The 22998-nt window shown below is 52.4% G+C and carries 25 protein-coding genes; 2 read left to right on the top strand and 23 right to left on the bottom strand.

Annotated features, from left to right (window positions below):
• Nucleotides 1-48: 48 nt before the first annotated feature.
• The 13 genes from atpB to DFT_RS08920 form a co-directional block, all read right to left on the bottom strand.
• Nucleotides 49-744, bottom strand: a complete 696-nt coding sequence (atpB, locus tag DFT_RS08980) for a F0F1 ATP synthase subunit A (RefSeq protein WP_054030866.1) — start codon at nucleotides 742-744, stop codon at nucleotides 49-51.
• Between the two features lie 2 nt (nucleotides 745-746).
• Entirely contained in the window at nucleotides 747-1133 is a 387-nt protein-coding gene (locus DFT_RS08975; protein ID WP_054030865.1) for an ATP synthase subunit I, read from the bottom strand.
• Nucleotides 1134-1157: 24 nt separating this feature from the next.
• The gene (locus DFT_RS08970; RefSeq protein WP_235506198.1) at nucleotides 1158-1415 is read right to left on the bottom strand and encodes an AtpZ/AtpI family protein; all 258 of its coding nucleotides are present in this window, start codon (nucleotides 1413-1415) and stop codon (nucleotides 1158-1160) included.
• Nucleotides 1416-1545: 130 nt separating this feature from the next.
• A complete protein-coding gene (locus tag DFT_RS25750) occupies nucleotides 1546-2286 on the bottom strand; it encodes a dihydroorotate dehydrogenase electron transfer subunit (protein WP_161807112.1) in 741 nt (246 codons plus the stop codon).
• A gap of 56 nt (nucleotides 2287-2342) precedes the next feature.
• Entirely contained in the window at nucleotides 2343-3164 is an 822-nt protein-coding gene (gene pgeF / locus DFT_RS08960) for a peptidoglycan editing factor PgeF (RefSeq protein WP_054030862.1), read from the bottom strand.
• Nucleotides 3165-3173: 9 nt separating this feature from the next.
• Nucleotides 3174-4109, bottom strand: a complete 936-nt coding sequence (locus DFT_RS08955; protein ID WP_152971909.1) for a ComF family protein — start codon at nucleotides 4107-4109, stop codon at nucleotides 3174-3176.
• Complete coding sequence (gene icd / locus DFT_RS08950) at nucleotides 4070-5296, bottom strand: isocitrate dehydrogenase (NADP(+)) (protein WP_054030860.1); 1227 nt, start codon at nucleotides 5294-5296, stop codon at nucleotides 4070-4072. Before icd ends, DFT_RS08955 begins: the two co-directional genes overlap by 40 nt.
• A gap of 266 nt (nucleotides 5297-5562) precedes the next feature.
• Nucleotides 5563-6315, bottom strand: a complete 753-nt coding sequence (gene rlmB / locus DFT_RS08945) for a 23S rRNA (guanosine(2251)-2'-O)-methyltransferase RlmB (RefSeq protein WP_054030859.1) — start codon at nucleotides 6313-6315, stop codon at nucleotides 5563-5565.
• A 70-nt stretch (nucleotides 6316-6385) separates the two neighbouring features.
• Entirely contained in the window at nucleotides 6386-6991 is a 606-nt protein-coding gene (gene gmk / locus DFT_RS08940) for a guanylate kinase (RefSeq protein WP_054032418.1), read from the bottom strand.
• 6 nt (nucleotides 6992-6997) lie between these two features.
• Entirely contained in the window at nucleotides 6998-7255 is a 258-nt protein-coding gene (locus DFT_RS08935; protein WP_054030858.1) for a DUF370 domain-containing protein, read from the bottom strand.
• A gap of 30 nt (nucleotides 7256-7285) precedes the next feature.
• The gene (locus DFT_RS08930; RefSeq protein WP_054030857.1) at nucleotides 7286-8167 is read right to left on the bottom strand and encodes a YicC/YloC family endoribonuclease; all 882 of its coding nucleotides are present in this window, start codon (nucleotides 8165-8167) and stop codon (nucleotides 7286-7288) included.
• A 51-nt stretch (nucleotides 8168-8218) separates the two neighbouring features.
• A complete protein-coding gene (locus DFT_RS08925; RefSeq protein ID WP_054030856.1) occupies nucleotides 8219-8770 on the bottom strand; it encodes a DUF4416 family protein in 552 nt (183 codons plus the stop codon).
• An 81-nt stretch (nucleotides 8771-8851) separates the two neighbouring features.
• Entirely contained in the window at nucleotides 8852-9034 is a 183-nt protein-coding gene (locus DFT_RS08920; RefSeq protein WP_054030855.1) for a Trm112 family protein, read from the bottom strand.
• Between the two features lie 212 nt (nucleotides 9035-9246).
• Here DFT_RS08920 and DFT_RS08915 point away from each other — a divergent pair, with 212 nt between their 5' ends.
• Nucleotides 9247-10203 (top strand): UDP-glucuronic acid decarboxylase family protein, encoded by a 957-nt coding sequence (locus DFT_RS08915; protein WP_054030854.1) that lies wholly within the window; start codon nucleotides 9247-9249, stop codon nucleotides 10201-10203.
• A gap of 31 nt (nucleotides 10204-10234) precedes the next feature.
• Here the strand turns inward: DFT_RS08915 and hldE are convergent, their stop codons facing one another.
• Genes hldE through DFT_RS08900 form a run of 3 tightly spaced genes read right to left on the bottom strand, consistent with a single transcriptional unit; the run spans nucleotide 10235 to nucleotide 13326 of the window.
• A complete protein-coding gene (hldE, locus tag DFT_RS08910) occupies nucleotides 10235-11722 on the bottom strand; it encodes a bifunctional D-glycero-beta-D-manno-heptose-7-phosphate kinase/D-glycero-beta-D-manno-heptose 1-phosphate adenylyltransferase HldE (protein ID WP_200907046.1) in 1488 nt (495 codons plus the stop codon).
• Nucleotides 11723-11776: 54 nt separating this feature from the next.
• Nucleotides 11777-12346 carry a D-sedoheptulose-7-phosphate isomerase gene (locus DFT_RS26955; RefSeq protein WP_054030852.1) on the bottom strand — a complete coding sequence of 190 codons (570 nt, stop codon included), beginning with the start codon at nucleotides 12344-12346 and terminating at the stop codon, nucleotides 11777-11779.
• 38 nt (nucleotides 12347-12384) lie between these two features.
• Nucleotides 12385-13326 (bottom strand): GSU2086 family protein, encoded by a 942-nt coding sequence (locus tag DFT_RS08900; RefSeq protein WP_054032417.1) that lies wholly within the window; start codon nucleotides 13324-13326, stop codon nucleotides 12385-12387.
• Between the two features lie 300 nt (nucleotides 13327-13626).
• Between DFT_RS08900 and msbA the strand changes: the two genes are divergently transcribed.
• On the top strand, nucleotides 13627-15414 hold the full coding sequence (msbA, locus tag DFT_RS08895; protein WP_152971908.1) for a lipid A export permease/ATP-binding protein MsbA: 1788 nt from the start codon (nucleotides 13627-13629) through the stop codon (nucleotides 15412-15414).
• On the opposite strand, the gene DFT_RS08890 is transcribed toward msbA, so the two are convergent.
• The 7 genes from DFT_RS08890 to DFT_RS08860 form a co-directional block, all read right to left on the bottom strand.
• Nucleotides 15409-16317, bottom strand: coding sequence for a lysophospholipid acyltransferase family protein (locus DFT_RS08890; RefSeq protein WP_054030851.1), 909 nt, complete (start codon nucleotides 16315-16317; stop codon nucleotides 15409-15411). The two genes, msbA and DFT_RS08890, sit on opposite strands and share 6 nt — an antisense overlap.
• Before the next feature lie 35 nt (nucleotides 16318-16352).
• Nucleotides 16353-17855, bottom strand: coding sequence for a lipopolysaccharide kinase InaA family protein (locus tag DFT_RS08885; protein ID WP_054030850.1), 1503 nt, complete (start codon nucleotides 17853-17855; stop codon nucleotides 16353-16355).
• 4 nt (nucleotides 17856-17859) lie between these two features.
• Nucleotides 17860-18984, bottom strand: a complete 1125-nt coding sequence (locus tag DFT_RS08880) for a glycosyltransferase family 4 protein (protein ID WP_054030849.1) — start codon at nucleotides 18982-18984, stop codon at nucleotides 17860-17862.
• A gap of 73 nt (nucleotides 18985-19057) precedes the next feature.
• Entirely contained in the window at nucleotides 19058-19867 is an 810-nt protein-coding gene (locus DFT_RS08875; RefSeq protein WP_054030848.1) for a sulfotransferase family protein, read from the bottom strand.
• A complete protein-coding gene (locus DFT_RS08870; protein ID WP_054030847.1) occupies nucleotides 19849-20655 on the bottom strand; it encodes a glycosyltransferase family 2 protein in 807 nt (268 codons plus the stop codon). Before DFT_RS08870 ends, DFT_RS08875 begins: the two co-directional genes overlap by 19 nt.
• A gap of 29 nt (nucleotides 20656-20684) precedes the next feature.
• Nucleotides 20685-21614: a glycosyltransferase family 2 protein gene (locus DFT_RS08865; RefSeq protein WP_054030846.1), complete on the bottom strand. Its 930-nt coding sequence runs from the start codon at nucleotides 21612-21614 to the stop codon at nucleotides 20685-20687.
• Nucleotides 21615-21628: 14 nt separating this feature from the next.
• On the bottom strand, nucleotides 21629-22957 hold the full coding sequence (locus tag DFT_RS08860; RefSeq protein ID WP_054030845.1) for an O-antigen ligase family protein: 1329 nt from the start codon (nucleotides 22955-22957) through the stop codon (nucleotides 21629-21631).
• Nucleotides 22958-22998 lie beyond the last annotated feature (41 nt).

The raw sequence follows: 22998 nt of genomic DNA, 5'->3' as shown, positions 1-22998 counted from the left end.
AAACTTATTCAATGCCTTTACGAGGCATAGGTTCGTAGATACCCGTGCTTAATGGGCGTGCTCCATGGCACCTTGAAAGTAGATAATCGACAGCAGGAAAAAGACGAATCCCTGGACGAATGCCACGAAAATGCCCAAGGCCATGATGGGCAGCGGTGCGAAGAAGGCGCCGGCCAGGCCGAAGAGAATCGCCAGCACGATTTCATGACCCATCATATTGCCGAAGAGACGGAAAGAGAGCGACAGGATACGTGCCAGGTGGCCGATGATCTCGATAATGAAGATCAGCGGCGACATCCACCATACCGGCCCGAGGAAATGTTTGACGTAGGCCGCACCGTGATATTTGACGCCGATCACATGGGTGAAAATGACCACCGTCAGGGCGCACGACGCCGTTGTGTTCAGATTGGCGGTGGGCGGGAAAAAACCGGGAATGATACCGATCAGGTTCCCTATAAAAATGTAGATAAATACCGTGGCCGCCAGCGGGAAGAGCCAACGCCCCTCTTCTCCGATGGTTTCGACCATAAAGTCTTCGATACCCGAAACCACCAGTTCCAGGAGATTCTGCAGTTTACCGGGTATCAGTTGAACGCCCTTGCCCGCCAACCAACCCACGATAATCAAGAAGGCCATCAATACCCACGAGTAGACGACATAGGGGTATTCGTGTGCGAAATGGCCGGCGCCCTCACCGAAAAGCTCGAATAATTTCACGAAAAACAGATAGGGATGCTCCATCCTTAAATCGCCTCCTTGCAAATCAGTCGCTTAACTTCGATGAGCGTGGCCAGGGTGATACTGGCGACCACGACAGACAAACCAACAAACAGCCCCAGGGGGCTGACCCAATGCTGTCGGATGAGGATAAAAATGATAATGCCGCTGATGATGAAGCGGACATAGTATTTGGCAAGGATAACATTGTGTGACGAAAGGTGTGGCGGGGTCAACGCACTTTTCAAGGTTCTGGCCAGCAGGTGGAAGTTAATGGTGACAATGGCACCGCCTGCAATGATCCCCCACGCAAATTGCGCCGGCGCAAGCAAGATGCCAGCCAGGCTGGCAACGGCAAACAGGATCCAGTTTGTCCGTCTGATGAATCGGATGATCCGCTGCTGAATTTCCAAGGTGCTCCCTCGCCAGGGTCACATTTACAATTTGCGGCTCTTCTTTATGGCAAGGCCAAGATTCTTATAGCCTGCCGCGATCCCGAGTCCGATAAAAATGAGGGTCAGCCATGGTGATGTGTCCCAACGCCGATCAAGATAGACGCCAATGGCCAGACCGATGAAAATGGATAACGCTACAGAAAGCCCGATGGTGCTGAAATAAGCAAGCTCTTGTATGTAGCGCCGCGTTTCTTTTTTCATACGAAAGAGCGGTGTTGGGAAGCTGTTTTCACAGCGCATCTAAAGATCGAGCACCTAACACAGCCGACGGTCCAAGTCAATGCATAATTGCCTATGGGCGCCCTCCCAACGCGCGATTTTCTTTTCACATGAAAGGGGTCATTGCTAAAATGAGCCCTTAGAAGGCGGCCTACCATTTCACTTCGCCCACATCGAAGACCGGTCCGTCGACACACACGTGGCGGTACCCTTGCCCGCTCTCGGCCATCGGCACCGCGCATCCAAGACAAGCCCCCATCCCGCAGGCCATCATCGTTTCCATGGAGAGCTGGCAGGCCACATGATAACGCTTGGCCATGCCGGCAAGGCAGTGCAACATCCCGTGAGGTCCGCAGGCGAAAATCATATCCGGCGCTTTGCGTCGCACGGCTTCCTCCAATGGATCGGTGATCAAGCACTGTTCCCCACTGCTGCCATCGTCGGTGGTCACCGTCACCGGCATTCCCATGGCGACGAATTCATCTCGACACAACACATCGGCTCGCGACCGGCCGCCAAGAAAAAGTCTGTACCCGGTTGTATCGACTCCTGACTGTTTGAGATGGGTTGCCAGGAAATGAATCGGTGCCACCCCCATGCCGCCGGCGACCAGGTATATCTGCGATGACTCACCGACGTTCACCCTGAACCCCCGCCCAAGTGGACCTAGGAGATCGACGCGCTGGCCAGGTTCTATCCGGGCCATCTTGAGGGTGCCTTTCCCGACCGCCTTGTATAGCAATTCGATGCCCTTGGGACGATCCCTGTCGCCGATGAGCGCAAAGATCGAAAAGGGGCGTCTCAATAACGGGGCCAATCCCGGTTCGACCTGGAGCATGACAAATTGGCCCGGCACGGCCGCCTCGTATCCGCCGGTGCACGCCAAACCCATCCGGTAACATCCGGGGCCCACAGGCTGATTCCATAATACGGTTGCTTGCTGCTGGATCATTTGAGTTCCCTTGTGTTGGATTCTCTCAATCGACTCTCCATCAGGATCACCGATGCAAACCGGCCGGCCCTGCCCGCCTCCCCCCGATGCGAGAAAAAGGTGGATGTATTGCATCGCGTGCAGATGTTCGACAACGCAATCTGATGATCCGGTACGCCTGCGCTGACCAACTGATCGATGCTCAAACGCCAGAAGTCGAAACGATCGCCCGCCCCTCTATAGCGCCAGTAAACAGGCGGGATCTCGTCACGGTAGTTGATGAACTCGGCGCAACAAGGCCCCAGCGAAGGACCGACGCCAACCGCAATGTTCTCGGGCAGACAACCGAATTGCGAAACCATGGTGCCAACGGTGCGCCCCACGATGTCGGCGATACTCCCCCGCCATCCGGCGTGTACATTGGCGATCACGCCCCGTTCCGGATCGGCCAACAGCACGCTTTGGCAATCAGCGGTCTGAATGACCAGCGCCACCCCAGGCTGGTCGGTCACCAGGGCATCGCCTTCCAGGTAAACCACATCACGCCCCTGCCCCTTCGGATGGTCCGCCGCGGGGCATTGCCAGAGGGCCACCTGATGACCGTGGACTTGCCGTGCAAAAACGGCGGTTCGGCATCCCGAAACATCCAACATGCGATACCGATTACGATGGACCCTCGCATCCGAATCGCCGACGTTCAACCCGATATTGAAAGCAGAGGGCGAACCTTCCCGTCCATCCATGCAGAAGCGCGTGAAGATGCCGTGCCACAATCCCGGAATCGCGTCCAGTTGCGCGAATTGCAGATATCTCAAGCCATGGCGTTGGACCCAGCGCATCGCGTCCGCCTATCGTACCGCCCGGGCCGCGGCAAGCACATGCACCTCCCGCGCGCCGGCGTCTAGCAGCGCTCGGCTGCATGCTTCCACGGTGGCACCGGTCGTCATGACATCATCCGCCAGCAAGACTTTTAGGCCACGGATGGCATGCCCTTTGGCCAGTCCGAACGCATCGGAAAGATTGTCCAATCGCTGTCCCTTGTCCAAACCGGTCTGGTGCTGGGTGGGGCGACGGCGTTCCAATAGGTCAGGGGCCAACCAATCGCCGGAAAGGCGCCAATCGCCATGGGCGGCCAACCTGGGCCATTCGCGAACCAAGGCGTACGCCTGATTGAATCCCCTGTATCGCAAACGGCTGGTGTGCAGGGGCACGGGGACGACCCGGTCAATCTGATCGGGCTGCCAGTTTTCACGTAAGGTTCGCCACATCATCCGCCCCAGGGGTCTGGCCAAGTGTTCGCGACCGCCATATTTGAAATGATGGATCATGGTTTTCAATACGTCATTATACACACCGCTGGCCCGCGCCATGATGTAGGCAGGTGGTCGAACCTGGCACTCTGCACAGACATGGTCGACAGCCTGAGACGACGCAAAGGGCAACCCGCATCGCGAGCAAAGCGGCGAAATCGCCGCCTCGTAGCGGGACAAACAGGACTTGCACAAGAAGCCGCGCAACACTTCGTCGCTCGGATGGTAACGAGCGGTGTCGCCGGGGTTCGCCAGGAGATTCCCGGATGCCGGGCGAGGCAAACCAAACAGTTGGCCGCACCCATAGCAGGTCGCCGGAAAGAGCGCTTGGCCCAAGGTGAGGATCAGGTTGCGGCACACTTGGCCAAGACCTTTGCAAAGCGGCGAAAACCCGCCGTCGGGCGATGAGAACCTCGAATCGAGGTCCACATGCCCTATAGATGTTCGGTGATCGCCTTTGCAAACGCCGAGCACTTGACCTCCTTGGCCCCCTGGATCTGTCGCGCCAAATCGTATGTCACGATCCCGTCTTTTACAGTGGCCTGCAATGCCCTCCTGACCTTGTCAGCAGACTCCTTCCAGCCCATGTGATCGAGCATCATCGCGCCCGACAGGATCAGGGAGCTCGGATTGACCTTGTCCAGGCCGGCATACTTGGGGGCCGTGCCGTGGGTGGCCTCGAACACCGCACACGTATCGCCAATGTTGGCGCCCGGCGCCATACCGAGCCCACCGACCTGGGCCGCGAGCGCGTCGGAAATATAATCCCCGTTGAGATTGGGGGTGGCGATGACGTCGAACTCGTCGGGCCGCAGCAGCACTTGCTGGAACAGCATATCGGCAATGCGGTCCTTTATGACCACCTTGCCTTCCGGGCGTCGTCCGCCATGCTGGTCGTAGAGATCCGCCTCGGTAAGCGTCTGCTCGGCGAACCGTTCCCTGGCGACTTCGTAGCCCCAGCGGCTGAAAGCGCCCTCGGTGAATTTCATGATGTTGCCTTTGTGCATCAGGGTCACGCTGCTACGCCCCTGTTCGACGGCATAGGCAATCGCCATGGCCACCAGCCTTTTGGTGTTCTTTTCGCTGATCGGTTTGATCCCGATGCCGGTCATGCCCGAGAGTTCCGTTCCCATCTGGGTATTCAAAAAGTCGATGACCTTGCGCGCCTCATCGCTGCCCGCCTGCCATTCGATGCCGGCATACAGATCCTCGGTGTTCTCCCGGAACACGACCATGTCGATCTTTTCCGGTGATTTCATCGGACTCGGCACCGGATGGATATAACGGACCGGACGCACGCAGGCATAGAGATCCAGCTTTTGCCGAATGGCCACGTTCAAGCTGCGGATCCCGGTGCCGATGGGCGTCGTCATCGGTCCCTTGATGGCAACGACATGGTCCTGAATCGCCGCCAAAGCCTCCTCCGACAGCCATTCGCCGGTTTCATGAAAACCCTTCTCTCCCACGAGCAATTCATGCCACTCGATTCTGCGCCGGCCCCCGTAAGCCGCCTCGATGGCTTTGTCCAGGACGAGCCGGGTAGCGGGCCAGATGTCGCGTCCGATGCCGTCGCCTTCGATAAAGGGAATGATCGGGGTCTCGGGAACATCGAGTGCACCGTCTGCCTTCAGTTTAATTTTCTGAGGTTGCCTGTTTTCCATATTGATCGTCGACCTCCTCTGTCGCGCTGCAGTTGGTATAGTGAGAACCCATCGACAAATGGCCAATCGGCCCGATATCTGAACGGGCACTCGTCAGTGCCCATCCACAAATGGCCAATTTGCCCGATATCTGCGTTCTACTCAAAATTTTATCCTCGGAATATCAACTATATGCCTGCGGTAAAATTTTTCGCACGCCTTGATCTCAACCAAATTTGCCTATTTGTGGCCGGTCACTCGTTGGAATCTTGTGGCTAAACGAGCGCTCAGTCGCCATGCCGCGATGCGACGAGGCGCTGCCGAAAGGATTCGTAGACGATAACGGCCGCCGCCGCCGAAGCATTCAGGGAACCGACCGGACCGGTCTGCGGAATGGAGACGATGAAATCACAGTGTTTCCGGACCAGGGGACGCAATCCTTTTTCTTCACCACCAATGACGATGGCCAAAGGTCCCGCCAGATCGGCCTCGAAAATGGACTGTTCACCATCTCGATCCGCACCGGCCACCCACATGCCCTTTTCTTTCAATCTTACTATGGCATCCACCAGATTGGTCACATACGCAATGCGCATGTGCTCCAGTGCACCGGCCGAGGCCTTACTGGCCGCAGCCGATGGCGGCGCCGAACGATCCTTGGGTATGACGATCCCCTGCATGCCCGCACAGTGGGCTGTCCTTGCCATGGCACCCAGGTTCTGCGGATCGACCACCTGATCGAGCAGCAGCAGCCATGGGGGGCGGCTCGACTTGGTGATTTCGTCCATAAGAGCTTCGAGTGTGACCACCGGATAGGGCGACGCCTGGGCACAAACGTCCTGGTGGCGCGGGTGCCCCACGATGGCCGTGATCTGCTGGGCGGCGATCCATTCGACTGCGGCCCCCGCTTGACCAGCCGCATCGGCTATGGCCTGCCTCCGCGGGGCACCTTTGCCCTTCCCGAGACATACCTTGCCGATCCGGCGCCGTCGCGCCCGCAGCGCCTCCAGGACCGGATGGTATCCATAAAGCACATCCATTGAATATGAACCATTCGCCTGTCATCCGATCCCTGTATTACGATATAACGTAAGTGAATGAACTGATTTTTCAAGCTGGGGATCGGTAGCTGTCAATTAATGCAATGAGTTCGGATTTGGCCTGGTCCAAATCATCATTGACCAGGACGTGTCGATACATGTCCTTCTGATCCATTTCGGCTTGGGCGTTACGCAGCCGGAGGGCGATGGTGGCTTCGTCGTCATCGCCCCGTTGCCTCAAACGCTGTTCCAAGTCGGCCATGGAGGGGGGACAAATGAAGATAGTAACCGCATCCGGGAAATGGGTGAGCAGCCGGCGGGCCCCCTGGACGTCAATATCCAGGAGAATATCCCTGCCCTCAGACAAGGCTTGTGAGATCCATTGGGCCGATGTGCCGTATAGATTGCCGTGCACCTCGGCCCACTCCGCCCAACGGCCCTGTGCGATCCCATCTTCAAATACTTCCCGGCTCACGAAGAAATAGTCGATCCCATTACGCTCGCCTGGTCTTGGTGTGCGCGTTGTGGAGGATATGGAATACGCCAGGTCTTTAAAATGGCGCCTGACCATGCCGCACAACGTCGTCTTGCCTGCGCCGGAAGGGGCCGAGACGATGAAGAGTTTTCCTGAGCGGTTGGTCCGGGCGTGGGAATCTGTGTCGGTCCATGTGTGCATGGTCACTTACTCTTCGGCCTCTTTGAGCATTTCATAACGCTGGGAAATGGTCTCGGCCTGGATGGCCGACAGCACGATATGGTTGCTGTCCATGATGATGATCGAACGGGTGCGCCGGCCATGTGTGGCATCGATCAAGTGATGGTCATCCCGGGCCTCGTCCTTGAGCCGTTTCATGGGTGATGAGTTGGGTGAAACGATGGCCACCACCCTCTCGGCCACTACGGTGTTGCCGAATCCGATATTGAGCAGGTTTTTTTCCATCCGCCCCTCTTTTTCCCTCTCGTCCGAGGCTTATTCGATATTTTGCACCTGTTCGCGCAGTTTTTCGATCTCCGCTTTGACAGCCACTATGGAATGGGCCAAGTCGGCCTGTCCGATTTTGGATCCCATGGTATTAAATTCCCGATTGAATTCCTGCAACAGAAAATTGAGTTGCCGGCCGGCCGGCTCTGGCCCCTTCACCAGGGCCCGGAACTGCAGCATATGACTGCGCGCCCGGACGATCTCCTCGGAGATGTCACTGCGGTCCGCCATTACGGCCACCTCCTGGACGATGCGAACCGGATCCAGTTCGACCACCCCCTGGGTCAGGGATTCGATGCGGGATGTCAATTTATCACGATAAAGAGCCGGCAGCCCGGCTGACTCTTTTTCGATCGCGTCCAAGTGTGTTTCAATCAGCTCCAGACGCTGCGCGAAATCCTCCCCGATGTGATTGCCCTCCTGCAGCCGCATCTGATCCAGGGAGGCCAAAGCTTCCGACAAGGCGGCCTCGATCAGCGGCCAGGCAGCATCGGTGGCGGTGCAATCTTCCACCGGTTGGATGATCCCGCTGACATCGATGAGACGATCCAGCGACAACTCTCCGGCCAGATTCAATTCGGTTTTCAGGCGTGTTACGGCCGCATGAAAGGCCCTGGCTTTTGCGCTGTCCACTTCGAATGCACACGCCTGCTCGGAGGTATCCTTGACCCAGATGCGCACTTCGACGCGGCCGCGAACCAACGCGGTGGCAATCTTGCCCTTGACCTTTTCTTCTAATGCCGCATAGCCGTGCGGCATTCGAACGGCCAGATCCAGATGGCGGCTGTTGTAGGAACGCATTTCGACATTGGCGGTCAATTCTCCCTCGGATTTTTCGGCACCGGCATATGCGGTCATGCTTTTGAGCATTGGATCTCGCTCTCGTTTGATTAGTATTAAGGATCGAGACAGGTCGGGGTTTTATGATCCGAGCTGCAATCCCGCCCCGTTGCGGTTCAAATCGGCTCCGTATTTTTGACGGACCTTCAGAAGAAACCGGCGCATCTGGTCATCCGCATAATCCGGATAGGTCCAGGACAACGCACGGTATTGGCCCTGTTGATAGATCAGGGTCAGATCGGCATAAATATTTTCACCTATATATATGCGATGCGTGTAGTTTTTACCGGTAGCCAGGACGAATCGCTCATACAGCAGATACCCGGGATCGAGATTGACCTGTCGTTTACCGTCACGCGCGTACTGGTTTTCTATGCGGTTGGTCGTCAGCTTGATTTGGGCCAACGCATGCTGTTGCATCAATTCCTCGAAGACGAGCATGCGGCGGTGCAAGGGTTGCCCCATCTCCGATGCATAATATTTGGTATAATCGAAAGTAAACCAAGGACTCACCATGTCTATGGCGCCAAATTCAGTCTCTAGTGCCTCGGCCAGCTCCGGCACCAGGGACTGCTCTTTCAAAAGCAGGCCGACGATCAGTTTGGCCGGTTGAGGCGGCTGCGGCAGACTCATGGCAACATTGCCTCCCGCTGAAAAAGGCTTTTAAAGTACAACAAGCGGTCGGGGCCAGAGAGACCCATCAGGCAATGCATGTCATGAAGCGGTTTCGGACAATGGTTTGGCTTCTTCGATAAGCATGATCGGAATATCATCCCTGATTTCGTAAACCAACTTGCATGCATCGCAAATCAGTCCGTCCCCTTTGGCATTCAAACGGATATCCCCCTTGCACTGCGGGCAAACCAGGAGTTCCAGTAAATGTTGATCGATGGCCATGGTCCCTCCTTCTCGTGGGTTGATGGAAGCGTTATTTTCCATACTTCTATCAAAAGTGCAACCACCAAGCGATACATCCAAGTATTCTGCATTTTATTCTAAAATATACACAAGCACCAAACACCGCCGGGGGACATGGACTTCAGGGTGAAAATCGGTTACAAGGCAATCGGACCGAAATAATGATACCTCAAGCAGAAAAGGGGAAGCAGATGCATCTGTCCAAACGGATCATGGTCACCGGGGGTTGTGGATTTCTCGGGTCCCACCTGTGCGAACGGCTGCTTGAACAGGGCCATGATGTATTGTGTGTGGACAACTGCTTCACGGGCACCAAACGCAACATCCGCCATTTGCTGAATCATCCCGATTTCGAATTCATCCGGCATGATGTGACTTTTCCACTCTACCTCGAAGTGGACGAAATATACAACATGGCCTGCCCGGCCTCACCCATCCACTACCAGTTCGACCCGGTGCAGACGACCAAAACGAGTGTCCACGGCGCCATCAACATGCTCGGCTTGGCCAAGCGGGTGAGGGCCAGGATTCTCCAGGCCTCCACCAGCGAGGTCTACGGGGATCCGGAGGTACATCCCCAGCCGGAATCCTATTGGGGCCGGGTCAATCCCATTGGCATCCGTTCATGCTACGATGAGGGCAAACGCTGCGCCGAGACTCTTTTCTTCGACTATTACCGGCAGCATCGCTTGAAAATCAAAGTGGCACGCATCTTCAACACCTATGGTCCCCGCATGCACCCCAACGACGGCCGGGTGGTTTCCAACTTCATCGTGCAGGCCCTTAAAAACGAGCCGATCACCGTTTTCGGTCAGGGGCAACAGACCCGCTCATTCTGTTATGTCGACGACTTGATCGAGGGATTGATCGGGTTGATGAATTCTTCCGATGAGATGATCGGACCGGTCAACCTGGGCAACCCGGCCGAGTTCACCATCATGGAACTGGCCCGTAAGGTGATCGAGTTAACGGGCAGCGCTTCCGAGGTGATTTACAAACCCTTACCACAGGACGATCCACGCCAACGCAAACCCGACATCGCGCTGGCTCGCAAGGAGCTTCAATGGCAACCGGTGGTCGGCCTGGATGAGGGGCTGAAAAAAACCATTGCCTACTTTGAACGGCTGCTCGAAGAGGAGAACCGGTAGCCCTTGCAGGTGGATTGGTCTGGTCAACTTGCTACTTGGCGTCAATTCGGGTGCTCCGCCGCTGATATTCCAAGATCACCTTCTCGGTCAAGCGGGTGGTGCTGTAGCCCTCCACGAGATCCACCAGTTGGACCGATCCGCCATACGACTCGACCACCTCTTTACCCACCACCTGGTCGGGCTTGTAATCCGATCCTTTGACCAAAATATCCGGCTGCAAGGCTTTGATGAGTTCGATGGGCGTATCTTCGTCAAAGGCCACCACCAAATCCACACATGCCAGGGCGCCCAACATGGCCGCACGATCGTGTTCCGATAATATCGGACGGCCGCTGCCCTTCAACCGTTTGATCGAGGCATCGGTATTGAGCCCCACCACCAGGCGATCGCCCAGTGAGCGGGCTTTGTAGAGCAGGCTGATATGGCCGGGATGCAGCAGATCGAAACAGCCGTTGGTAAAAACCACGCGTTCTCCAGCGGCACGCCACTGGCCGATCTTTTCCGTGGCAGCCGGCACATCGGACAACTTGGCCGCAGAATAGGGAAAAAAGCGACGCTGGTCGTTGAAGTGCAGGGCCGTAGCCAGCTCAGACGCCAGGATGGGCTGGGTGCCCAGCTTGCCGACAACGATCCCGGCTGCTTGATTGGCGATCCGGGCGGCATCGGCCAGCGGCGTGCCGACACTCAGCGCCGCGGCCAGGGTGGCGATGACCGTATCGCCGGCACCCGACACGTCAAAAACTTCCCGTGCCTGAGCTGGAATGAGAAGCGGTGTCGTATCGGACCGGACGAGGCACATGCCTTTTGCCCCGCGGGTAACCAGCAACCATTCCAGGCCGTAACGTTCTCGGGTCTGCTCGGCCGCAGCGATCAATCCGGCTTCATCGGTCTCCAGGGCAGAACCGGCCACCATCTCCAACTCGGCCGTATTGGGGGTAACGCCCGAGGCCCCGCGGTAGCGCTGCCAATCCATGCCCTTGGGATCCACCAGTACGGGAATCGAACGGCTGCGGCAGGCCTGAATCATCTCCTGGACAAAAGAAGTCTCCGCTAATACGCCTTTGCCGTAGTCCGAAAGGACCACCGCCTTGCAGCGCTCCAATCCGGTTGAAAAGGCATTTCGAATCCCGGCGATGATCTCCGCATCCATGGGACGGACCTGCTCGTCGTCCAGGCGGAGTATCTGTTGCTTATGGGCCATGATGCGGGTCTTGGTGGTCGTCGGCCGCGCCGGATCCGCGAGCAGAAGATCGTCTATCTTCTTGGCGGTGAGCAGATCGCGCAGCGATCGAGCGGTCGGGTCCGCGCCACACACACCGATGAGGCTCACCCGGCAATTCAAAGCGGCCAGATTATATGCCACATTGCCCGCGCCGCCCAAGGTTTCCGTGGTGCGCTGGGCCTGTACCACAGGTACCGGCGCTTCGGGTGATATGCGTTTGACCTGGCCCCAGACATAGCGGTCCAGCATCACGTCGCCGACCACGAGAATATCCGCTTCTTCAAATAAGATTGGCATTTTCTGCATGAGGGTACCTGAGTCGGTTATGCCGGTTGCGCCTGAGCGTGGTTTTTACTCTGACCGTGCGGCGCAGATGCGGTTTTCGATCACCAGGGCCCAGTAGTGGAGAATAAAACTATGGGCCTCCTGGATGCGCGCAGTGGCGGGATCGTCGATGACGATGGCCGAATCCACCAGCGGCTTAATGGCGCCGCCGCACTTGCCCAGCAACCCCACGGTATACATTCCCAGTTTTCTGGCTTCCTGAACGGCCTGAATCACGTTGCCGGAATTCCCCGATGTGGAAATGCCGATAAGCGCGTCGCCGGACCGCCCCAACCCTTGCACTTGACGGGCAAATACCTGGTCAAAACCGTAATCGTTGCCAACGGCCGTCAGAATCGAGGTATCGGTGGTCAGGGCCACCGCCGGCCAGGCCGCCCGCTCATTTTCGAAACGACCGATCAGCTCGGCGGCGAAATGCTGGGCGTCGGCGGCCGATCCACCGTTTCCGCAGATGAGAACCTTATGACCGCCGGCGATCACGCCGCTCAGGCGTTTGGCGATATCGTCGACCTCTCGCTCCAGGTCCGGCAGTTGCTTAAAGCACGCCAGATGGCGTTCCAAGATTTCCGCAAACATCACCACTCCTCACCCTACCACAGCTTCCGGATTCCGGTTCAGGCATATGCGTGTATGGCCGCCGCCAGCAGGGGAATCATGATTTCATGATGGCCGGTGATCGCATATCCGTGTCCTCCGCATAGAATCGGCCGTTGAACCACATTGACCGATGGTCGGTAGTGCTGGATCATATCGAAATTGGCGGTCGTAAAATCCCTGGGCCCACCGGTCAGATTGCGCGCAATGGCCAGGGCCTTTAAAAACACCTCGGGCATGATGACGGCACTGCCCAGATTCAACGCCACCCCCCCGCCATCCAAATCCGCCACCGCAGCCGCGAAGATTCTGAAATCGCGCAGGGAGGCCGCTCCGATGGCCGCACCGTCGGCCGACGGGTGCTGATGGACGATATCCGTGCCGATCGCTACATGAAGGGTATAGGCAATTCCGATCCGCCGGCAGTGGGCGAGCAATGCCCGCTCCAAATAGGGCGCATTTTGTTCCACCAGCATGGCCCCCATCGCTTCGCCGAACCCCTCGCCGGTTCGCACGGCGCGAATTGCCGCCTGATTGATCAATTCAGCCGTATCCGATGCCATGCCAAAAGAGCCATCTGCCAGCTGAACTGCAACATCCTCGGAGGTATGCCCGCAAGTGGCCAGCTCAGTATCGTGAACCGCTGCACTGCCGTTGGACGCAAAGTGGGTAATGAAACCATGGACGGCCAAATCGGCCAGGATCGGACTGCAGCCGGTCTTGATCACATGGCCACCCAGCATGGCGATGACCGGTTTTCTTGTGTCCCTTGCCGCAACGACGGCCCGGGCCACTGATTTTAAATCCTCGGCCTTCAGCAGCCCAGGCAATTCGTCGAGAAACTGCCTGATTGTCATACCTGCCCGCGGCGGCACGCCTTCCAAGGCGGTCGTCACGCTGGACGGCCGATCAGCGGCGACATAGGTTTTTAGATGATTCAGGTCGATCTCTTTATGAGGCATAGGCTCGTTTATGATTATATTTCGGCTGCCGGGCACCACCAAAGTCATTACAGAAACTAAGCGGTAAGACGCCATTTTGGCCTTCATTTTTTGGGTTCTTATATAACGCTGCAGATAGGTTGGCAACGAATATCCCAACCCATGTTGTTTTAGGGTCTGCAATGGTTTTCCCGCATTTGTTCCTGCACTTCTGCCCTATTGGCCAAACCCGCACCATTTACAAACGAGATGGTATGGGTTAAAAACGGGGCGGTTTGACCGTCCGGATCACTCAAGAAAACATACCCAAAGGATATTTTGTTGAAATTTCCATTTAAATTCGAATTCCAACCGCGCCACAAAAAATTGCTGGCATTGATCAAACAGAACGCGGGACGTTTGATAATGGCAGGGCTGTGTAGTGTGGTCATATCGGCCACCACCAGCGCCATGGGCTATCTGACCAAACCGGTGATCGACGACATTTTCATGAACAAGAATGCCGCCGGACTTTTTTTACTGCCGTTGGCTATACTCGTGGTCTTTCTATTCAGAGGCTTTGGAGAATATGGTTACGAATATTTCATGAATTATGTCGGCGAGAACGTCATCCGTCGTCTGCGTGATGAACTTTATGACAAGATTCAGGACCTGCCGCTCTCCTATTTTCAAAAAGAGCGCACCGGTGTCCTGATGTCCAGGATCACGAACGACGTGAACCAGCTTAAAAATATGGTATCCACCGCAGTGGCCGGAGTTCTGCGCGATACGACATCGGTTCTCGGCCTTATGGGGGTGATCCTATATCTGAACTGGCGAATGGCGCTTCTGGCTTTTGTCGTGCTGCCCATCGCCTTCTACCCTGTCTTTCTGTTGGGCCGTCGGGTCAGAAAAATCAGCACGGGTTGCCAAGTGGCGATGGCCGAACTGACCGCCTTTTTGCATGAAACCCTCGCCGGAACGAAGATCGTCAAAGCGTTCGGCATGGAAACGCACGAAAAGCAGCGGTTCTTCGGCAAGACCGCCGATCTTTTCAGATTGGAAATCAAAGGCGTTAAGGTTCGCGCCATCGCCTCTCCACTGATGGAAATTATCGCCGGCATCGGCATCGCTTTGGTGATCTGGTACGGCGGGTGGGAGGTAATCAAGGATAAAACCACCCCAGGTGCATTCATCAGCTTTCTGACCTGCGTCATCTTGCTTTACGAACCGATCAAAAAACTCAGCAAGCTCAACACTAAAGTTCAGAGCGGATTGGCCGCAACCGATCGAATCTACGATGTCATCGAAACACCGAACAATATTCCCGATCCGGTAATTCCGCAGACCATTCCCGACACCGACACCCATAGCATCCATTTCAATCAGGTCGAGTTCAGTTACGAAGATAAACCAGTCCTCAAAGGCATCGACCTCAGCATGGATCCAGGCAAGGTGTTGGCTTTGGTGGGCATGAGCGGAGGCGGTAAGAGTACCATAGCCAATTTGATTCCCAGGTTTTTTGACGTAACGGACGGATCGATCACCCTGGACGGCATCGACATCCGCGAATTCAAGGCCTCCGACCTGCGCCGACAAATTGCAATTGTTACACAAGAACCAATTTTATTCAATGAAACCGTGCGGGACAACATCCGTTACGGCAATCGACAGGCCCCGGACGATGCGGTTGAAGCCGCAGCGCGGGCGGCTTACGCCCATGATTTCATCCAGCGTTTTCCCAAAGGCTACGACACGATGATCGGAGAATTGGGGGGGCGTCTTTCCGGTGGTGAAAGGCAGCGCCTCTGTATCGCCAGGGCGCTTATCAAGGATGCTCCGATACTCATCTTAGATGAAGCAACATCTGCGTTGGATTCTGAAGCGGAGGGTATCGTTCAGAAAGCGCTGGAAAACCTGATGAAGGGACGAACCACGCTGGTCATCGCCCATCGACTTTCCACCATATCAGGAGCGGACCGCATCGCCGTAGTGGTCGATGGCCGCATCGTCGAGACCGGCACCCATACCGAATTACTTGAAAGCGGTGGGGAGTACGCTAAGTTGTATGAGATTCAGTTCGCGGATAAGCAAGTCAATGGCGCGGACTCAAACATACCCTTTTTATGATACGTTTTTGATTTTGCGTTTTTTCCCTCTCTGTTTCCATCGCCGGTGCATCCAGAGCCATTGTTCTGGATATTTGCGGATGATCTCCTCCAGTGCTTGATTATAACGCTGCGTATTGATTCGAACATCATCTTCTTTTCTGCCGGTGTGAACCAGTGGGATTTCCGGACCGATATGGACTTCATAATTCAGGCCATTACGTATCAGGAATGAAGTGATCACCGGCGCCTGGGTCTTTGAGGCCAACAGCGCCAGGCCTTTGTTGGTCCACGCCGGATGGTCAAAAAACTCCAGCAAGATTCCAGCCTTCATGCCTGCTGTCTGATCTAGCAATATGCCCACGCAATCTCTCTGTGCTAAAGCTTTTAATATCCGGCGCATGGACTTCTTTTTAGGAATCGGCTGAGCCCCATGTCTGGAACGATAATTGAGTATGAACTCGTCGGCAGGTTTGAAGTCCAAGGGCCGATAAACCATACTTACATTCAAACCGCTGTCGATATAAGCCATAGGTAGCAATTCCCAATTGCCGATGTGAAGCGTAAGGATCAACACGCCTTTGCCCTTGGCGAATGCCCGGCGCAAATTCGGCAGCCCCGTGATCTTGCAGTGCCGCATGAAATCCTGCCTGTTCATTCTCAAGGCCCACCCCATTTCAAACGGAATTTGGGCAATCTGGCCAAAACTACGGCGTGTGGCGCTTCTAATTTCCACCCGACTCTTCTTGTCACCGTACACTCTGGCCATGTTTTCATGGGCTATATCTCTATGGCCTTTGTCCACAGCATACCATATAGTCCCTATTGCATTGGCAATGGCGGACGACCATCTCCGGGGGATAAGCCCCAAGGCGTATAAAAAGGTAAACAGAAGCACGTGCATTGAATTTTTATAAGTGTTCATAGCTTTTGGTTTCTATTCTGGCTTCGATCCGGAGTTTATTTTAACGCGGCGGCAAGCCGTTTTCTGGTCAGGTGTTCTATTTCTGCAATCATTCTCTTTTCCGCCTTTTTTTTAAAAGCGCCATACACGCTCTGATAGGCTCTGAAAATCCGCAACCGGTCGCTTCGGCTCAACCTGGATACGGCGTCCGTATTGATCTGCCGCAGGTTCTGAATGGCCAGTCTTTTTGGTATCTTTCTAAAATGTGATGTACGTTCGTTATCGAGAAACACGAATTCTGGAATTTCGGGTGGCCCTTGCAACAGCACATTGCCCATTCTCAGATCGCCGTGTGCAAATCCCGCCAAATGCAATGCTCCCACTTCTTCGCCCAATCGTCGTAACACCGTGCGCTTGGCTTTTGGATCATGGCGGTGTTGATTCAACCAAGTAATCATCGAGATCCCATCGATGCCTATGGAGACAGTATATTCCCTCACTTTTTGCCTCCCCCAGTAAAGCGTTTCAGGAACAGAAAAGCCCGCAGCGCGCATCATTTGCTCGTTTCTGACCGCACGTTTTCCCCGCCCCGCCCTGAACAATCGCTTCAACCCTTCCTTATTGTTTCTGGGGAGATATACTTTACAGTACAACAAGGCACCGTCTATATCCCTGCGGGCAACGATGGCGGAATTGGAACTTTCCACTTTTTCCCAGGCGGGATTGATCGAACCTTGCACAATCTGTCTCACCTGGGCCAATATTTTGTCTGCATTGTCGGTTGCCCCCGATAATCGTGATTGAACCTCATCAATTTTGAACTTCTTTCTGCTGTAAGATGCCACTTGTCTAACAAGAGCCCAATAAAGCCGTCGATCCAATCTACCTTTTGCTACCTCGTAAAAAAGCTTCCGACTGGGGTTATCGTTTCTCCAATTGTAAAAAAACACCTGCCAGTCGCGGATCATCTTTTTACGCCGGAGCCATTTCCATCTCGGGTGGCTCAATTCTTCCAGATCCACCCAAAAAATTTCATCCAGCCCTATTACGATGTTTGTGTCCTTGGTGTCGCCTATAAAGATGTTCTTTGAGTGCAGCGCAACCAGTGAATCGATGATTCTTTCCGCTACGTCACGCCGCTCACTGGAAGTTTTGCTCCTATCCCTGAAAAATGTCCTAGCGTCGTCTCCGGGAATAAATATTCCTACAAAAAAAGATTTGATGCTGAAAATTGCGATACGATCCTCTATCAATGCAACCGGCCTGATCGTTTCAACGCCCTCATTGAAAAGATAATTTGCGTTTTCCCATGTTTTTAGAGCATTTGACTTTCTAAGCATTCGGCTCAACAATTTTAGGAGGTTCTTGGGATTGTACTGCTTCACAATCAGTCTCTGTGAAAAAAAATCGGTCGCCACCACCTTGGCTGCAGCGTCATCTTTAAATACTTCAGCGGTGGCAGACGATACTTGTAATTCTAAATTGTCACACAAAGCAGTGACTTCAAGGTTACCTTTCCATGAGGGTGCTATAACAACGCGCCTTTTGACCGGCAGCATATTTTCAACCCAATATTTCTTCATAAAGAGTATAGAGTTGTTTGCTCATATTTTCTGTAGTGAAATTTTCAACAGTTTTCCGGCCTGCATCTCCTACAGTTGATCTAATAGCGGGGTTTCTCAGTAAGTGCATGTACTTAATAATAAGTTCTTTATCGAGGGAGTCGCATAAAAAACCATTTCGTTCATTCTCGATGAGATCCACAGCGCCGCACTTTAAACTTGTGATGACTGGCAACGAGGAAGCCATGGCTTCCAGAACACTATTGGCGAAGGCATCATATAATGTTGGCAAAACAAAGGCATCGGCAGCCGCATAGTATGGCACCACATCCTTTTGCATTCCTGCGAAAATAACCTTTTCAGAAAGGCCCAACTGCCTGCATCTACGATAGTATTTCCGTATACGCGATTCTTTACCAACCACGACCAAAATGCAGTCGCCCGGCATATTCGCCATGCACTCCAATAGCGTGGATAGACCCTTTCGCTCATAGCCAGACCCGACAAAAAGAAAAACGATTTTATCATCCGCTATTCCCAATTGGTCTCTAAGATTGCGCCCTCTTTCCTTATTGGCGGTTGCATCGAATTTTCGGAGATCCACTGCGTTGTAAATCACATGGATCTTTTCAACAGGTACTCCGTAATACATTTTAATCTCTTGGCTCACCATATGTGAATTACATATGACCGCCTTCAACCGTTCATCAGAATAGATTTGCTTCTCGGAATGCAATTTGTAGCCATGATATGCACTCAATATAGTCAACAACCTTCTAAAAGGGCCGGAAATCCTGTTCCTTTGACGCAGCCATTCACGATGCACCCCTCCACCTGCGCGATATATATCACAACCGGACATTCTAATTTGAGATTGAACGATATCGACTTGCAGTGTGGAAACAATTTCTTCTGCTTTCTTGGCGAATCCCAATTCACGCCATAATCTGCCGATATAAAACGGATTGCACGTTATTACCTGATTGTCTCTGTCCTTTTCTGACCAATGCCTGGAGATGATACTTACCTGTGCACCCTTAAGTCGCAGTGCATTTAAAGTATGAACAACCGCCGTCTCCGCACCACCGTCTGGACGATAGTGCGGATGAACCAAAGCCACCCTCATTCCGAGTCATCCCCCCTCTTTCAACCTAAATTCATTACTTCAGTGATGTCATCTCATAACGCACTTAAAATGATTAACTACCTGCGTATGCCTGCCTTAACAACTTCACCTTGTTAATGATGAAGTCAATCTTCGCAATATCATCATTTCGGAGCTCATGCTGCCAGCGATTATCGACTTTCAGGGTGTTTAAGTTTTTCATATAATTTGAGGTACTGCTATGAACAAAATGATGTTCTTTGTCAGAAGGGGCCATCATTCCTGGTTCGAATGTTATACCTATAAATTGACAAAGACGCATAATTTCCTGATCAGGTGTGTTGCATAAATCCTCGTATTTCAGGATAAGCACCCTGTCACCTTCGTTATCAACCAATTTCTGAAATCTGTTCATCCATTTAAGATATCTATTTAAAAATCTGTCCAGCGACTTATCTGTTCGGCGCATCGCAGAGGCGCTTATCCCTTTGGGATCTCGCAGGAGCAGAATAAAGCCTGCGTCTCTAAATCTCTTCATTCTATTGACGAAAAAACCATCCATCATACGCAACACCCTTGTTTTTGACAGATCGACAGCGACGTTTTTGCCCGAAAGTGCACACAATTTCGCATATAGTCCTTGCGTAAAGTGTTTGAAATTCAGGCCGGCCTCATTTTTTATCCATTCAATGTGTCTGTGCCAATAATCGCAATCCTCGAGCTTCTTGCCACAACTGCAAGGATAAGCCTTTTCTATTGCATCCCTTATGCGCAACAATTCCCCGACGCACAACACTTGAGAGTGCATGTCAAGCAATTTTCCCAACAAAGTCGATCCGCTGTGGGCGATACCCACCACAAATACAAGCGGGTATTTCAGCGATATTACTTCGGCGCTTTCCATTCCGCCTCCTCATCAGCTTTGGATTCTCTATTCAATTTCGCTTCGAACACGAGAGCATACTTTACAAAACAGGCTATCAGAGAGGAGTAAGCGATAATCCATCCTCGCCAACCATCCCGCCATGCCTGTTTCAATATCAGGCTTTTAGCAAACCTGATAAGAGGAGAAAAAACAAGCTTATACCATTTAAAATCCTGTCCTCGACTCACCAGGGTATGAGCCCCAATTCGCCCATAGCTGATGGTCCGGCTGATATGATCTTGGAGATCGGCATATGAATAATGCAAAATATCTCCAGTTAATTTAGCAGTCGGGCCACTGACTGACAATCTATCGTGAGGATCGGATCCCACCCAAAGGGCTTTGTTTGTTTTTACCATTCGAAGGCGCCATTCGGGATACCAAGCATGCTCTATCCATTCGCCAAGGTAAAAATTCTTCCGATTGATCCAATATCCGGATCGATCCGGTTCACCTCGACGGAATAAATTTTCAATGGAAAAACGCAAAGCTATGGACATGGCCTCATCGGCATCCAAAGATAAAGCCCATCGCTGGGTGCATTTCGATAGTGCAATATTTTTCTGAGCTACATGACCTGGCCACGGGTTGTGATAAACGTGAGCGTTGTAATCGGAGGCGATTCGGGTTGTTCCATCTGTAGAACCGGAATCTACTATGACAATCTCCGAAACCATCCCAAAAGCGCTTTCAAGGCATCGACGTATGTTTTTCTCTTCGTTATAGGTAATGATTACCAGAGATATCGGAAGTGTTTTATCAACCATGCACATTGCCTTCTATTTTGAGATACTCTCTACCCATGATTTAAAGCCAACCAGGCAATAGCGTAGAGATATCTAATAAGAAACCTGTGTTTAAAGATGGTTCGAGGATAAGCCTCTATTGATTGATGATATGTTTTGCGAAATTCAGAAAATTCCCTGTTTTTGAAATTGATTCTTGCCTTCTCCAAATATCTTTTGGCGACATAAAGCGGTTTGAACTTAAAATACTCATCCGGCAGCACAGTTGGGTCGAAAAGCAGGGCGGGCGCTTTGGTCACGGCATCGACAATAGCCTGTGTGTCACCACGTAAGCTTCCTTCCCGCTTGTATTTGAAAACCACAGGGCGCGATATCGCTCTACCTGAATACAAAGCGAACAAATGCGCAAACAGAACAAAATCCTCGTTGCATCGAATCGATTCTGGATAAGACAGTTTCTGGAAGCACCTCTTGCGTATAACTATAGCACCATGGGTCGGGCTTACACCCTTGCCCTCAATGAGCCGCTTAAATTCGCGGGGACCCTTAACCTCTCTTGATTCCGGACACAATTTTTTGGTTTTACCAGCTATATTTACAGAATAATGCCCGGCATAAACAAAATCGTATTTGAAGTTGGCTTCACACAGAGTTGATTGAAACGCCTGTAATGCGTCTGGCAACAACTCATCGTCTGCGTCAAGAAAAAGCAGATATTCGCCTTTAGATTCGGATATTCCCCTATTTCGTGCAGCGGCAGGCCCTCTGTTTTCTTGACGAATAGAGGAAATTCGATATTTATTCGTGGATACGTATGCGTGCAAGATATCATCCGTCGTATCGGTGGAGCCATCATCTACAACTATGATCTCATAGTTGCCTATCCTTTGGGCCAATGCTGAGTTGATGGCTCTATCTATGTACATGGAGGCATTGTAGCAGGGGATGATTATCGAAAAGTTGATATCGGAATTAGTCATTTCGGCAGTGTGTTTTAAGGATTTTTCCGAGACCATAGCGCGAACGAATAAAAACCGCCCCAAAAAACCGAAAAATATGGCCAAAAAAGCCAAGTCGTAAAATAGGCCTCGAACAGGTTAACGATACTGAAAAGAATGACGACACTTAAGAAAAAGGCGTAATAATGAAACGGGATTTTCTCCCTTCGGTAACATGAAGAAACTGAGAAAATTACATAGCATGGAAAAAATAGAAACAGTGCGAAACCCAACACACCTTGATTCAACAAGATTTCCAGGTAGCTGTTATGCACATGATGAAATTTTGCAACACGTTTGTCTAGACCTTCCTTTCCGAGATAGTCCCTGCTGCTGTTGTCAATTTTCCATCCGACGATCGGGTGTTGCTTGATTTTATCGACCGCCCACTTCCACAATGTCATCCTAATCCCCGAAGAGGTCGTAGGGTCGATATTTTCAAAACCTGAAGAAATCATGTTATTCACGGAATCCCAATCACGATATACTCTATTATGTAACGGCTCATGAAAAAAATGATATCCCACCCCCAAAAGCACTCCCAAAAAAATAAGCCCTAAAACCATATGCATCGATCTTTTTTTCGCTTCATTAAAAAGAACGGCGAACAGAGCGTATGTTCCTGATGAAACCAAGACAGCGATCACTGCTATCCAGGTGGCACGTACTTGGGATGCAATTATCAGCACCAATAACCACGAGACCAGCAGGCTCCATATTACAATTCTTGCGTATCGATATCTGGTTCCCCAAAAATTCTTTGCAAAAAAAAGACATCCACAGAGCGCTGTAGCTGCAAACAAGCTGAAATGTTGGGGATTCAACCCGAAACCAACCCTCATTCCTCTCATTATTTTTTGAAAAAGGTGGGGCTCATAGCCGATTAACAATAAGATGAAAAAACCAACAAGGGCGAAAGCCATTAATCTCAATATAGAGCTTTTCGTACCGCCGACCCACCAGGCGACAATAAAAAGCCAGAAAAAACGCGCACGCCAACGGATAGCATTCAAGACCTCACCCAGCTCACCTGAATATGCCACCAACGTTAAAATGGCTTTAAACAACATAAAAATGAGAAATGCCACAAAGGCGATCCATAAGGGATCGTTTTTCATGATGGGCCAGATGTGGGGAAGAGATAAGACGAAAGCGCCAAGCATCAACCACTCACCAACGTAACAGAGATCTTTGGAAAAGGGAAAAGAAAAGGCATAGATAGCGACTCCAAGAAGCCCCATGGTTTCACAAAAATGATTCTTGGAACGGCTTGCGCCGTTTATGGATGGCAGGAATTGATGTAATTCTTGAATATTTTTAATCATAACACCCTTTGACGATTTGGTTCTGCTCTAAATTCTGATAA

Source organism: Desulfatitalea tepidiphila, from assembly GCF_001293685.1.
Classification (GTDB): Bacteria; Desulfobacterota; Desulfobacteria; order Desulfobacterales; family Desulfosarcinaceae; genus Desulfatitalea; species Desulfatitalea tepidiphila.
The sequence above is the reverse complement of the archived record's forward strand: the minus strand, read 5'-3'. Positions and strand labels throughout refer to the sequence as shown.

Coding starts and splice junctions, on each gene's coding strand:
- atpB (WP_054030866.1), bottom strand. CDS start 744: ATGGAGCATCCCTATCTGTTTTTCGTGAAATTATTCGAGCTTTTCGGT.
- DFT_RS08970 (WP_235506198.1), bottom strand. CDS start 1,415: ATGCGCTGTGAAAACAGCTTCCCAACACCGCTCTTTCGTATGAAAAAA.
- DFT_RS25750 (WP_161807112.1), bottom strand. CDS start 2,286: ATGGGTTTGGCGTGCACCGGCGGATACGAGGCGGCCGTGCCGGGCCAA.
- pgeF (WP_054030862.1), bottom strand. CDS start 3,164: ATGCGCTGGGTCCAACGCCATGGCTTGAGATATCTGCAATTCGCGCAA.
- icd (WP_054030860.1), bottom strand. CDS start 5,296: ATGGAAAACAGGCAACCTCAGAAAATTAAACTGAAGGCAGACGGTGCA.
- rlmB (WP_054030859.1), bottom strand. CDS start 6,315: ATGGATGTGCTTTATGGATACCATCCGGTCCTGGAGGCGCTGCGGGCG.
- gmk (WP_054032418.1), bottom strand. CDS start 6,991: ATGCACACATGGACCGACACAGATTCCCACGCCCGGACCAACCGCTCA.
- DFT_RS08935 (WP_054030858.1), bottom strand. CDS start 7,255: ATGGAAAAAAACCTGCTCAATATCGGATTCGGCAACACCGTAGTGGCC.
- DFT_RS08930 (WP_054030857.1), bottom strand. CDS start 8,167: ATGCTCAAAAGCATGACCGCATATGCCGGTGCCGAAAAATCCGAGGGA.
- DFT_RS08925 (WP_054030856.1), bottom strand. CDS start 8,770: ATGAGTCTGCCGCAGCCGCCTCAACCGGCCAAACTGATCGTCGGCCTG.
- DFT_RS08920 (WP_054030855.1), bottom strand. CDS start 9,034: ATGGCCATCGATCAACATTTACTGGAACTCCTGGTTTGCCCGCAGTGC.
- DFT_RS08915 (WP_054030854.1), top strand. CDS start 9,247: ATGCATCTGTCCAAACGGATCATGGTCACCGGGGGTTGTGGATTTCTC.
- hldE (WP_200907046.1), bottom strand. CDS start 11,722: ATGCCAATCTTATTTGAAGAAGCGGATATTCTCGTGGTCGGCGACGTG.
- DFT_RS26955 (WP_054030852.1), bottom strand. CDS start 12,346: ATGTTTGCGGAAATCTTGGAACGCCATCTGGCGTGCTTTAAGCAACTG.
- DFT_RS08900 (WP_054032417.1), bottom strand. CDS start 13,326: ATGCCTCATAAAGAGATCGACCTGAATCATCTAAAAACCTATGTCGCC.
- DFT_RS08890 (WP_054030851.1), bottom strand. CDS start 16,317: ATGAACACTTATAAAAATTCAATGCACGTGCTTCTGTTTACCTTTTTA.
- DFT_RS08885 (WP_054030850.1), bottom strand. CDS start 17,855: ATGCTGCCGGTCAAAAGGCGCGTTGTTATAGCACCCTCATGGAAAGGT.
- DFT_RS08880 (WP_054030849.1), bottom strand. CDS start 18,984: ATGAGGGTGGCTTTGGTTCATCCGCACTATCGTCCAGACGGTGGTGCG.
- DFT_RS08875 (WP_054030848.1), bottom strand. CDS start 19,867: ATGGAAAGCGCCGAAGTAATATCGCTGAAATACCCGCTTGTATTTGTG.
- DFT_RS08870 (WP_054030847.1), bottom strand. CDS start 20,655: ATGGTTGATAAAACACTTCCGATATCTCTGGTAATCATTACCTATAAC.
- DFT_RS08865 (WP_054030846.1), bottom strand. CDS start 21,614: ATGACTAATTCCGATATCAACTTTTCGATAATCATCCCCTGCTACAAT.
- DFT_RS08860 (WP_054030845.1), bottom strand. CDS start 22,957: ATGATTAAAAATATTCAAGAATTACATCAATTCCTGCCATCCATAAAC.